A 13,329-nucleotide genomic window follows, 5' to 3' on the forward strand; every position below is an offset into this window, starting at 1 on the left:
CGGTCCCAAAATCGTCTAATTACCAAAATTCACCTACCAAGCATGTAAATCAGACGAGTACTCTTGTTGGCTTTACTGCGCATGACGGAATTTTGCATCGGCCCAATCCGCCCAATCGTAGCCAATGCCATCACCTCCCGAACCGGAAACTAAACGGATGACACTGTTTTCAGGGTTAATCGGGATGTCGACGTTCTCAGGCGCGCTTCCGCCAGTAAGAAGTGCACTTTGATAGCGCAATTCATCATCGACAAACACTTGGAAAATAACAGAGCCTCCCGTGCCAGTCCCATCATCCACGCCTACGACCGCACTGAATCTATCAAAGTTTGCCCCCGTCAGACTGTAAACCACTTCAGACTCTGCATGTAAGCCAAGCCCTTTTGGATATTGCTTTCCACCGACGGATATTGGCTGACCGTCTCCTTGCGCTTGTTGACCTACATTCATGTCTTTTTCTATTGGTCCCCATCCATTTGTGGAAGAAACTTCCACTAAATCGCTCGCGTAGCTGTAAGTTCGGTCACTAAGAACAAACTTGGCATTACCCCAATCCGCCCAGTCGTAGCCATTTCCATCGCCACCATCTTCCACTATAAGCTCTATATTTGTATCTTGGTCGCCAATTGGAACAAATACCTCAAGGCTTTCGTCACTTCCTCTCACGAGTCCACTATCAAACCTAACATTCCCATCAACAAGCACCTTAAACACAACAGTTCCAGCATTACCCGTTCCATCATCAACACCGACCGTTGCGGAAAATGCGCTAAAAGGCTGACTGGTAAGATCGTAGGTTATTCGGGAGTTTGCGTGTGCTCCCAACCCTTTGGCAAAGTACTCACCGTCGATGTACATAGGCTGACCATCACCCAGCGCTTGCTGACCAACATTCATGTCCTTTTCTACAGGTCCCCAACCGTTTGTTGATTCCGCCGCTTGAAGATCACTGGCATAAACATGCCTTACCTGTCGAACTCGAAACTTAGCGTCGGCCCAGTTCGCGTGATCATATCCGTTACCATCACCAGCATCCGTTGCTTCAAGACGCACTTCATTATGCGAACTACTTAGAGGAATACTGATTTGGATACTCTCATCGCTCCCTCTAACTACGCCGCTTTCGTAGCTCAATACACCATCGACGTACACCTTGTAGATGACGCTGCCTCGATTACCGGCCTTATCATCGATACCAATAACAGCGCTGAACTCTTCAAAGTCGTAGTCTGAAATGTCATACACAATCGATGAATTCGCATGAGCTCCTAGCCCTCTTGCATAGCGTGTTCCACCGACAGACAAAACATCTCCGTCTCCGAGTTCCGTCCAACCGACACTCATGTCTTTCTCTAGTGGACCCCACCCATTTGTGGCACTTTGCTCATTTAAGTCGCTTGCGAAAACATAAGAAGGAGAATTCAATCGCAGTTTTACATCCGCCCAATTCGCGTGATCATACCCGATGCCATCACCGGCATCCGTTGCAATCAGCTTAATTTCTTCGGCTGTGACAGAAAGGGGAATAACAACAAACTCAATAGGATCCCCACCTCTTAGAACATGACTTCTGTATTTGAGCACACCGTCGACCCACACTTCGAATACCACCGAACCTGCCGAGCCCGCACCGCCATCGATTCCAATAAAACTACTGAATTGGTCGTAAGGCTTACCGGAAATATCTAAGACAATTTCCGAGTTAGCATGCGTACCAAATCCTTTATCAAATGTGACACCGCCAACGCTAAGTTTTCCTCCATCATTACTTGCCTGACCTCCGACACTTTGATCAATTTCAACCGGTCCCCACCCGTTACTTGAGGATGTAATAGGTAGATCACTGGCGTAGTCAAAATCGTTATCAATGGAAGGAACAACGGTTAAGCCTTCATACTCTATCTGCTTCAAGTAAGAGACTAGGTGAGCACGCTCTGTATTGTTACCGATATAGTGCACGCCGGTGCTCTGAAGTACGTCATCTAGACTTTCCGCTTTACCGTTATGGAAGTACGGCGCTGAATCTACAAGCCCAAGAAGTGTTGGCGTATCAAACCCAACCCCTGCGAGTGGCGACCCAATTCCCGTTCCAGACGATGTGTCGATGGTTCCCACATCATGGCGTTTATTGTCTGTAAAGTTGCTCCCAGAATGACAGGTACCACAGCTTTTGCTTACGAAGAGAGATCGCCCAGTCTGTGCACTTGCAGTAAGAGTTCCATCGGCATTTCGATAGGGGCTTTTATTAAATGTTGTTAAGCTTGAAACATAAATTGCTAAGTTATCTAAGTCAGTACTGATACCAGATTTGGCAAGACCTAGAGGGTTCTTAACGTCCTCAAATAGCGCATCAGGAATAAACCCACGCCCTTCAAATGCAAAACGAATGTCGTTCTCAAAGTCCTGAATTTCATCAAAATTAGCAGTCCAATGAACATTGCCATGGTTCATCCCTGCCCGTCCTGTCAACGGAATAGTATTACGAACACCTTCCCCTCGATCAGTAAAGTCCCAATTTCGACCATCTGAACCACCATCCGCATGACAACTTGCACATGACAAGTACCCATCCTTATTCATTCGTGGGTTCGCTGCATCGTGGAACAATTGTTTCCCTGCTAAGATCCTCGGCGACAATTTCTCCGTCGCAACCACATCAACCTCCGCGATATGTCGCGCATCACCTTGAACGGTCTCTAACGCATTGACATCCCAAACAGAAACCGAACGAGATAAGAAATTATGAACAAAAAGATAATTGCCTACTCTCACCAAACCATTCGGTGCGAGACCATGACCGCCCAGTTGAGATACAACGTCTCCCGTGTATGCATCCAACACTTCTACGTTGCTTCGCCCTTCCATTGCAACATAAGAATAATCACCCTGCGGGCTGAAAACAGCTGCCTTTGGTTGTGCGTTATTGTCGATATCAAGTTGTCTAGCTGGCACCTCATTCAGCGTCGCCATGTCAATTTGGGAAACGATTGCCCGTACTGTGGTTTCGAACGTTAACCCTTTATTTGGGTCGGACTCCTTAAATGTCCCTCTGTCTACGTTCGCCTTGTTAGATGGAAGCCAAGCGTATTTCTCGTCTGGTGATATTGTTACGCTGTTAAGATAGTTGGCAATTCCGCGGCTACGGTCGGGTCCATCAATCGTAGAGGTATCTTTGTTTAACGAGATGTTCTGAACCAAAGTCATCGAATTGACATCAATTTCGGCAACGTCAGCCTTCTCTTGAAGAGATATAAATCGAGTAACCAGAGCCTTATTTGAATCAGATGTTATCGCAATGCCACGAGCCGAGTGACCGATATCAATTCGACCAATAACATTTTGAGTATTAGGATCAATTTTAATGAGCTCCCCTAAGCCATAGAGAGAAACTAACGCACTCGTCCCATCCGGCGTAAACGCTATTCCATTAGGGCGAGCACCGCGGGTCAGCCGTATGATGTCTAAGACGGAGCCATTAGCAGCCGACAAAATATGAACCGTATCGCTCTTTTCACTCACAACCCATATATTGCCATTTGGCGCAGTAGCGAGCGATTTTGGCCCTTGCATTACCGCTCTTTCCCAGAGTTTTTGAAAAGGCGCAACAGCCGAAACCGCGGATACAGTGTCGTTATCAGGGTTTACTACGAAAACACGATTTGCAGAACCCACAATGGTCGATGAATGACTCGGGGGATTTGCCGATATGGGGTAATGAACCGTTAAACTTTCACTTTCGCTCGAAGTAAAACCACTTTCCCGTACAGTGACAATTGGAGACCAATGCCCGGCTTTATCATACTGATGAGAAATTGTGTTGCTTGAACTGAATGGCGTTGGAGGGGTTCCGTCGCCCAAATTCCACGAATATTCTAAGGTGCCTCCAAAAATCGGACTGGCATTGGCAGCCGCATTTACGTAACCACCTACTTCGACAGTATTAGGAAAAGAAACAGTCACATCGTGCGATGCCACATTACCTGTGGAGAAGCTATAGCGAACTTCAGGCATAGCATTACCGGTAAAGTCTTTAATACCATTTACAACGACTTGATAGATTTGATTCCCTCCCAGCGGTGCGCTTGGCGAAAAATGCACAAAACCCAAATTGACGCTGTACGTGCCATCAATAGGTGTCACTGAGCCTGCCGGAATAACTTGAAAGGTTAAATCAGTCACAGAGTCCATCAAAACGCTGTCTGAAAGCGCTAGCCCAATGCGGGTGGTGGGAGATACATTGGTGTCGTCGTGTGCTGGTAACGTTCTAATTATTTGAGGCGGCGTTAAATCCCTTCCCTCGTTGTGAGCCAAAAATCCGCTTCCGCTCCCGTGATCATTCCCTACCCACACCATGTTACCAAAAGGGAAAACTTGGCCATGATCCGTGTCACTTCCGCTCGCATTTAAACTGCCTTTACCTAAATCGACAAAATTCTGTTTGTCTGAAACATCAATGACAGCAACATCTTCTTGGTTCCCAAGAAACAATTTATTGTCTTGCCCGTTACAATACAGATTGACGTATTCTCCTTCATGCTCATTAACCAAAGTCATTGGCGTGGTCGTGGTATCGTACGTCACTAAATTGTTCGCGGAAGATCGTGGCCCAAAATTCGCGTATTTCCCATCCCAACAACTGATGTAGAAGTTATAAGGAAGATTGTTTACGACCTTCGTTAGTTCCGGGTTAAGTGGATCATCAATATTAAGAATTGAAAAACCGCCTCGGTCTTCACGGCTCGCCAAATGCAGTTCATTACCTAACGCCAGTACAGAGCCGACAACAAAGCCGCCTAATTCAGAACGCGGGATCGTTTTTACCAAAATAGGGTTATCAACGTCCGTTGTATCAACAATGGAGATACCCGAAGTTCCTCGAGCGACATAAAGGTAAGGCGCTTGCCAGAAAACATTCCAAGGTATATTGCTGTATCCGCCCAATATGATATCTGGGAATGTTAACTTCGAGCGCCGCACAGGATTATTTACATCTGACCAATCCCAGATTTCAATACTGCGGGAATTGTGAGTGACGATAAGGTTGCCTTCAGACAAACCTAAAGAATGAGCTTCTGTAAAATCTTGGGTTCGAAGGGCGTCGCCTGTGCGATGAATATTTGTACCATCAGGCTCGTAAACTTGTTTAACCTTAACGGGATTTATTGGGTCAGAAACATCAAGGGCAATCCACCCTCCCGGATCTTGACCATGATCTGGCGCAAACACGCCAACCGCATACCCATTGACCATCGTTAACATATTGAGCCCATAATGAGCCCGACCAGGATAATCAGGTGGGATAAACCCCGTCGTATCATCAATTAACGGCGATACATGTGTATAGACATCATTAGATGAAAAATTTGGATTGCCTAAACCCGGTCCATTTGCCTGAACCGGGTTTAAGATAAAAAAGGATGACAAAGCTGCGACTGCACCTTTTTGAACGTGCTTTGTAGCTATAAGTAAACGCTTTAAATGTCCCTGTGTTTTCATGACTGCGTCCTTGTGTCTAAAACTAAAATACACATATATTTAATTGAACACTCCAACCAAGTGTTTCGAATCTATGTGCGACATTTACCCAGCCAAGACGTCTTAAATTTGGTGAATTGAAACTTTCAGGGACACGTGTTCTTACAATAGTTTTTTACTATTTTCGTAAATACAACCAGTTAAAGTGCCCCTTCGAAATTTCAACTCAATGCATTCAATTGTGACAACATGGTATTTGCATCTTCCTTATCAATATTCAACGATCCTGCCTTCGCATTTTGCTCGGCATGCCCAACCGATCGCGCGCCACACAACACAAAATCAATTCCCGATACCTGACTAGTAGCAGCGACAATAAGCTGTGCCATGGTGCAACTGTACTTATCTAGCAACGGCTTCCATGCTTCCATTTGCTGTAACACTTGCGCACGTTTTTCTTTAACGAACCAAGGGTTCCAAGCATCCACATTGCGAATATCATTGGCATCAAATTGGGTGTCCATCGTTACTTTCCCAGAAAGTAGCCCTTGCTCCATCGCTTGGTACGCCATGGTAGACATCCCCAAACTCTGGTTTTGGTTTACGGTGGCTCTTGCGTCTTTCTCCCAGAGCATGCTGTAGCGAATCTGATTGGTATCAATTTGATTGCCTTTGCAATACGCTAATGTTTCTTCTTCAGATAAATTACTCACACCAATAGCTCTTATCTTTCCTTCTTGCTTGAGTCCCACCAAGCATTCGAGCGTTTCTTCGATTGGTGTGTGATAAGGCGCATTCGACGGCCAATGTACTTGATAAAGATCCAGATAATCTGTGTTCAAACGCTTCAAGCTTTCTTCTACTTCACGGCGGATACTCTCTGGCGACAAGTTTCGCCTTAGCGTCTTTCCATCAGTAGAAAAGTGCTCGGTTCCTTCCCAATCCCATACCAAACCACATTTTGTTGCCACGACGACTTCATCTCGACGCTTTCTAATGGCTTTTCCAATAATCCTTTCTGACTCACCAAAGCCATAACCTGGAGCCGTGTCAATAAAGTTGATGCCTGAAGACAACGCAGCATGAATCGTATTAATCAGCTCCTTTTCATCCGCTTCTTTCCCCCATATAGAACCGCCACCAATCCCCCAGGTACCAAGGACAACCGCGGAAGCAGAGATATCTGAACGACCAATTTTTCTGTACTGCATCACGGGCTCCTTATTTTTTAGATTGAATGACGTGGTCAATCGCAATCGCTGATAATAAAATCAATCCTCTAATCAGCTCCTGCCAGTACACGGGGACGTTGAGTAAAATAAGAGACGAAGACACAATAGAAAGAAGCGCGATACCCAAAATAGCGCCAAAAATCGTTCCTGCACCGCCGTTTAAACTCGCCCCGCCAATTACAGCGGCAGCGATAACATTGAGTTCAAGTCCAACACCGAACGTTGGTGTCGCTCCGCCAAACTTAGACATAAAAATGATGCCCGCAAGACCTGCCATTGAGGAGCACAATACGGTCGTCCAAAACTTGATGCGGTCAGTTCGAATACCGGAATATAACGCGGCTTTTTCGTTACTCCCCGTATAGTAGACCCTTCTAAACATCAACATATTTCTGAGCATATAGTCGGACAGGAAAATAACCGCGATGAATATGATCACTGAAAATGGCAAACCAAACACATCTCCTTGACCAATAAACTTAAACTCGGGCGGCAGGCTATACAGCGATAATGGAGATCCTTCGGTTATAACAAAGCACAGCCCTCGCGCTATCCCCAAAAAGGCAAGTGTTGTCATGAAATGGCTTAAGCCAACCTTGGTCACACAAACACCCATAATGCTCCCGATGCCAGCACAGGCTGCAATCGCAACCAAACTCGCCACCCATGGGTCCATGCCTAAGAGGAAAAGCTTACCGGCTATCACCATAGATAAGCACATCACGGCACCGACAGATAGGTCGAACCCGCCAACGATAAGCAGTATGGTCATTCCGACAACGACCAAGCCTTCCGTTGAAAAAGAAAGAAGCATGGCACGCATGTTCGCCCATGTGAGGAAGTAAGGAGAAGCAAAACTCATCACCACGAACAGAATAACGATAATGGCAACCAGTGCTGCTTCACGCGCCCCAGCAAACCTTGAGATCAGTGGAAGTAATCCTTTATGTTCTACTTTCTCAGTCATTCCTGAGTTATTTATAAATTCCGTTTTCATATTTTTATCCTGATTCAATCCTTGCGGTTAAAGCCGTCAAATTTTAATACCATCATCCGACTTTCACCTCACTTTCAATATTTAATCCAGATGCCAACCGAATGATATTTTCTTCTGTAACGTCGTCACTATTTAATTCACCCGATATACAATTCTCATACATAACTATGACTCGGTCACTCACTCCAATTATTTCTGGTAATTCAGAAGAAATAATAATAATACCGACGCCTTGATTGGCTAGTTTTCTAAGTAATGCGTGAATTTCATGTTTTGCTCCAACATCAATTCCTCTTGTTGGCTCATCCATAATAATTATTTTCGGTTCTATTGCTAACATTCTAGCAATGGCAATTTTTTGCTGGTTGCCACCGCTGAGTTCTCTTGTCAGCTGCTCAATATCTCTATATTTTACGGTAAGTACTTTTGATAGTGATTCAGCTTGTTTTATTTCTTTTTGTTTATCTATTCTACCGAAACTCTTTCTTAAATTATTGAGCCCCAAAACAGAGATATTTTCTCGAATAGACATATCGAGATACACACCTTCTTGCTTACGGTCTTCAGACAAATAAACTACTTTGTTATTCAAGCTGTCATCATAAGATTTAAACTGAATCTTTTTCCCTTCCAATGTTATATTCGCTGACTGTTTAGGGCGCAAGCCACATAAGGTTTGTATAAGCTCACTTCGCCCCGAACCAATCAGCCCTGCCACTCCTAATATTTCACCTTCATAAAGCTGAAAGCTAACATTGTTGAACCGCTCTTTATCACAAAGGTTTTCTACCGACAGAATGGGTGTGTCATTTGATTTGACTTCATTACTTTTAGGTGGGTAGAGATCATTTATTTTTCTTCCTACCATATTATTTACGACATCTTCTGGTGAGGTGTTTTTTATTTCCTTAGTACAAATGTATTCTCCATCTCTTAATACGGTCACTCGATCGCAAAAATCGAATACTTCAGCCATTCTATGACTAATATATATAATACTTACACCACGACTTTTTAAATCCAGAATAATATTAGATAGTGCTTCCGATTCTTTTTCAGTCAGTGCTGCGGTAGGCTCATCTAAAATTAAAACATCACACTCTTCTGTGAGTGCTTTAGCGATTTCAATGATTTGTTGTGTCGATATACCCAGATCTTTTACTTTAATGTCGGGTTGAATGGGCATCAATTGTGATAAGATATCGAGCGTTTTTTTATTTATTTCTGAATAATTAATTCGCCACTTTTCACCTTTTTCAGCACCACACATGAATACATTCTCAGCCACCGTGACGTCAGGGCAAAGTGCAATTTCTTGATGAACGAAATTCACGCCTAACGCTTTGGCTTTACGTGGGCTATCAATATGAACGCTTTTGTTTTTTACTAGAATGGTCCCACTATCAGGTTGATAGATACCATTGATCACTTTCATTAACGTGGACTTGCCAGCGCCATTCTCACCGCACAACGCATGAACTTCGCCCTTAGCTAACGAAAAGTTAACGTTTGATAAAGCTACGGTTGGTCCGAATCTCTTGGTGATATTCTTCAATTCTAGGACTTCATTTCCATCCACAACAACTCTCCTACAGCAAACAGATAGATCTTCGTCTTTATTATTGTCGTAAGCCAAAGGTTGGAATAAGGGAGCACGCCGCTCCGCCCCCTTTCCTCTTAAGCTGACGCGAGCTAGTCTCTTACACCCTTGGACTCTCTTCGCTTCATGTACGTATCCCAATAAAAATGTTCTGCATTTTCTTTTGTTACAATAGAGAATCCATTGTCGACATAAGGCACTTGCATTGGGTTGATGCCTTTGGCTACATGGTCATTCATCGGATCGATGAGCTCAGAGTGTTTCGCTAAGAAGAGCAATGTCATTCCCATAAACCCTTGAACCCCCTGGTTCGGGTTAAGAGCACCGAAGATTTCTTCGTTTTTGATCATGTCTAAAACTTTTGCGTTGATATCGCAATTAAAGACTCGAATGCCTTTTCCTAGCTCTTTTGCTGCTTGCGCAGCCCCCATTGCCGAATTCGCTTCTGGCATAAATACAGCACCAAGATTTGGGTGTGCTTGAGACATCGTTAGCAAGGCGTTGTAAGCTTTGGTTGGATCTTGATTACTTGCGGCGCGCGTAACAAGTTTCATGTCGGGCCACTTTTCTTCCATTCGACCAATAAATGCAGCTACACGTTTATCGTGATTATCTTGCCCAGGATTTTCTAGAACGGCATATTCACCTTTTCCTCCCATATCTTCGGCAATCGCATCAGCTGCATAGATCCCTTCACGTTCATTATCTGAAGTAACATAAGCAGTACGTTCGCTATTTGGAGAGTCGGCACCAAAAGTAACGACCGGAATGCCCATTTCTCTGGCTCGTTTAATCGGCTCCACAAAAGGGTCAGGGTTAATCGGTGCCAGCAGGATACCCGCAGGTTTGCGCGCAAGGATTTGTTCGAAAGACGCGAGCTGCTTGTTTACGTCATATTCTGGTGTACCTGTGTAAACAGTTTTAACACCCAGCTTTTTCCCTGCCTGCTTCATCATTTCATACACAGGGAACCAATATTCAACGCCCGATACAAAAACATTCATGTAGTAAGTTTCTTCGGGATCACCTACAAAACCGTTGGCTTCTTTCTCTGCTGCAACCGTCGAAAATGCGATACAAGCCGTAAGAACAGAGACTGCCGCTCTCTTTACCCCTCGCTTGAATAGACTTTCTTTTTCTCTTGTAAAACTCATTTCAGTTCTCCTTGAACATCGTCTTCCTTGATTTAGCTATATGGAAGTGCACTAACTAAACACCAAACCACACAACCCAACATCTAAATACCACAATAATTAGCATAATGTCGCTTTACAAGTTCAAACCGCACAAGAAGTGAAAAAAGAATTACAAATCTAAAATATCGATAACAAATGGAATATATTACCATAATAAATGCAGATTAATAGATTATAACACTGGTAATTAATGATAAAACAGAAGTAACTAACCATCCAATGCATTAACAATCGTCACTAGACTAGTATTAAAAACTCAATAAAGCCAAAAGAACTTGAACACAAAACTACATAATGCTAAAAAATAAAACAGGAACTCTAGATGAGTTAGAGGTGCGGGTATACAACCCTCATATATGGACATAAATGAAGTGGAGTAAAAAAGTATGGAGAAGACAATTGAAGAGGTTCTAAATGCTTTAGAAACGAATCAAATCGAAAAGATTGATTATGACGTTCTAAACACCAAGGATTTGGACCCTGAAGAACATTGGTCTAGGTACTTTAAAGAAAAAAAACAAAATTCAAACATTTTGATTTTCAAGCCAGATAATTCAAATGATGTTTCTACTATTCTTAAACTCGCCAACAAACTTAATATCCAAGTTTCAGTATTAGGGGGACACTCTAACGTCGTGGGTAGTTTTGAAGGCGGTCCTAACGTTTACCTATCAACGGAAAACCTAAATTCCATTCAACCTGTAGAGCGTTTAACCAACCAAATAACGGTCGGTGCTGGTGTTTATGGTGGTGATCTTCTCAAAACGATGGAACAGTGGGGCTTTGAACTTGGTCAATACCCTCAATCACTTTTTATATCTACAGTGGGTGGTTGGATTAATACTCGAGCAACAGGCTCATCGTCTACCTACTATGGTGGTATTGAGCATGCAGTTATTGGATTGGAAGCCGTCCTTGCAACCGGCGAAGTCATAACGGCGACTCCCAGTGCAAGAACCCCCGGAGGGCTTGATTTAATTAAGCTTCTTATCGGATCAGAAGGCAGTTTTGCAGTCATTACATCCGTCACTCTAGAAGTTCACAGAAAACTGCCAACCTCATTTACATCAGTCGCGTTTGACAACTACGAAAACGCTATTGAAGCACAGCGTCAATTGGTTCAAGGCGGGTTCCCTATCGGATTGCTTCGCGCATACAATATCGCTGAAACCAACCATATTACCGAGTCTATTTCTAAAGGAGTTCCAAAAGACGATTTTGCTTTGTTAACTTTCTCTGTCATCGCGCCAGAAGAATCTCTCTCAGCGCTTACCATCGAAGCAAGAAAGAAAGTGACCAATATCGGAGGGACAATACTGTCTGACGATGTTTCAGACACTTGGTTTATCAATCGTTACCAGTGTGAAACCATGATGAGAGATCGCAATGTTATCGATGGGAAGATGTTCGATACCGTAGAAGTAACCTTGCCTTGGAATCAAGCTTCAGATTGTGCTTTAGCCTTAGAAGATGCCTTTAATGATAGAGTAGAGCAGTTCTATACTCACTTCTCTCACGCCTATCAAACAGGTGCCTGTATGTATGCACTTTTCTTTATAGAGGAAAGCAGCGATTCCGAAGCCATGAGTATTTGGCGTCATTGCCAAGATAAAATGGCAACCATTGTAAAAGCACATAAAGGTACGTTAGCTCATCACCACGGAGTTGGCTCTGAACGTTCAAGTCATTACATGGAAACGGATGTAGGCTTTATCCATAAGCAAATCAAAGAAAAACTTGATCCTAACAATGTTCTATTCTGTCGAATGCTTCTTGGTTAATCGAATTTAACCACTAAACACATTGAATCCACCCTTACGTAGAGGTGGATTTTTTTAGGTTCAAAAAAGGCGCCTAGAAGACGCCAAAACCTCTTAACTGAGGAAGCAAAGTACCCTACAAATTATATTCTTTAGCAGCATCCGCTGCCGCTTTGCCCTGACATATCACGTCGGTAATCGCCCGTATCGCATCGGCTGGACGTTCATGCAAATAGAGGTTTCGTCCTACAGCCACCCCTGAACATCCTGCCGTCATCGCACTTTCCAAACTCACAAGAAAGTCTAAGAAACTGCTTCGCGTTGCCCCGCCCATCATCACCGTAGGAACCGGTGTTGAGTCGACGACGGTCTTAAATGACTCGGGATCCCCTGTATATTCGACTTTAACAATATCCGCCCCCGCTTCGGCAGCCATGCGAGCCGCCAGAGCAACAAACTCCGGTTTATTTTGTTCACCGTCAGCAACATTTGTACCTCGAGCTAAAGGCTCACATAATACGGGAAGTCCAAGACGCTCAGACTCCCGGACTAGCGTACCTAGGCGTTTCATTTCAGCGACATCATCAGCGGGGTTACTCGATCCAAGAAAGACATAATCGTGCACCGCATCAGCGCCGTAAGCAGCGGCTTGCTCAGCATTAGCGATAAAGTCATGCTGTCCCTTGAACCCATCATGCCCCAACAGTTCGGCATTCCGCCATTTGTCCGTCCACCCCACCGACATGATTACTGCCGGAGAATGTCTGTGCCCCAATAGACTAGAGTATTGTTTTATGTACCCTGGTGAGAGCATTGCCCCTGTTAAGCCATTCTTCGATAGTTCAAGTAGAATTCTCCTGAACTCACTATCTGATGTAATACCTGGCTGTGGTCCCAGGTACATACTGTTAACTAACGCTGCAAAGACCGCTTTCTTGTTCTCAAACATTCTGTTGAGACGAATAGTTTTCCCTTCCATAACACTTCCTTATGTTTTCTTTCATCTGTCACATAAAGCACTATGTAGCTTTATGTAGTATAATGTCAACAATAATGCTACACAAAAGTT

The 13,329-nt window shown here is 43.9% G+C and carries 7 protein-coding genes; 1 reads left to right on the forward strand and 6 read right to left on the reverse strand.

Annotated elements, in window-relative coordinates; genetic code table 11:
* Positions 1 to 72: 72 nt before the first annotated feature.
* The 5 genes from CW749_RS13745 to CW749_RS13765 form a co-directional block, all read right to left on the reverse strand.
* Positions 73 to 5,496: an NPCBM/NEW2 domain-containing protein gene (locus tag CW749_RS13745; RefSeq protein WP_101112705.1), complete on the reverse strand. Its 5,424-nt coding sequence runs from the start codon at positions 5,494 to 5,496 to the stop codon at positions 73 to 75.
* 200 nt (positions 5,497 to 5,696) lie between these two features.
* Positions 5,697 to 6,686 carry an aldo/keto reductase gene (locus CW749_RS13750; protein ID WP_101112707.1) on the reverse strand — a complete coding sequence of 330 codons (990 nt, stop codon included), beginning with the start codon at positions 6,684 to 6,686 and terminating at the stop codon, positions 5,697 to 5,699.
* 10 nt (positions 6,687 to 6,696) lie between these two features.
* Positions 6,697 to 7,704: an ABC transporter permease gene (locus CW749_RS13755; protein ID WP_101112709.1), complete on the reverse strand. Its 1,008-nt coding sequence runs from the start codon at positions 7,702 to 7,704 to the stop codon at positions 6,697 to 6,699.
* Positions 7,705 to 7,756: 52 nt separating this feature from the next.
* Positions 7,757 to 9,283: a sugar ABC transporter ATP-binding protein gene (locus tag CW749_RS13760; protein ID WP_101112712.1), complete on the reverse strand. Its 1,527-nt coding sequence runs from the start codon at positions 9,281 to 9,283 to the stop codon at positions 7,757 to 7,759.
* A 113-nt stretch (positions 9,284 to 9,396) separates the two neighbouring features.
* Positions 9,397 to 10,458 carry a substrate-binding domain-containing protein gene (locus CW749_RS13765; RefSeq protein ID WP_101112713.1) on the reverse strand — a complete coding sequence of 354 codons (1,062 nt, stop codon included), beginning with the start codon at positions 10,456 to 10,458 and terminating at the stop codon, positions 9,397 to 9,399.
* A gap of 428 nt (positions 10,459 to 10,886) precedes the next feature.
* Between CW749_RS13765 and CW749_RS13770 the strand changes: the two genes are divergently transcribed.
* Positions 10,887 to 12,281, forward strand: a complete 1,395-nt coding sequence (locus tag CW749_RS13770; RefSeq protein ID WP_101112715.1) for an FAD-binding oxidoreductase — start codon at positions 10,887 to 10,889, stop codon at positions 12,279 to 12,281.
* 115 nt (positions 12,282 to 12,396) lie between these two features.
* On the opposite strand, the gene CW749_RS13775 is transcribed toward CW749_RS13770, so the two are convergent.
* Positions 12,397 to 13,239, reverse strand: coding sequence for a hypothetical protein (locus CW749_RS13775; protein ID WP_101112717.1), 843 nt, complete (start codon positions 13,237 to 13,239; stop codon positions 12,397 to 12,399).
* Between the last annotated feature and the right edge of the window lie 90 nt (positions 13,240 to 13,329).

Origin of the sequence: Vibrio sp. vnigr-6D03 (assembly GCF_002835515.1) — a bacterium.
GTDB lineage: Bacteria > Pseudomonadota > Gammaproteobacteria > Enterobacterales > Vibrionaceae > Vibrio > Vibrio penaeicida.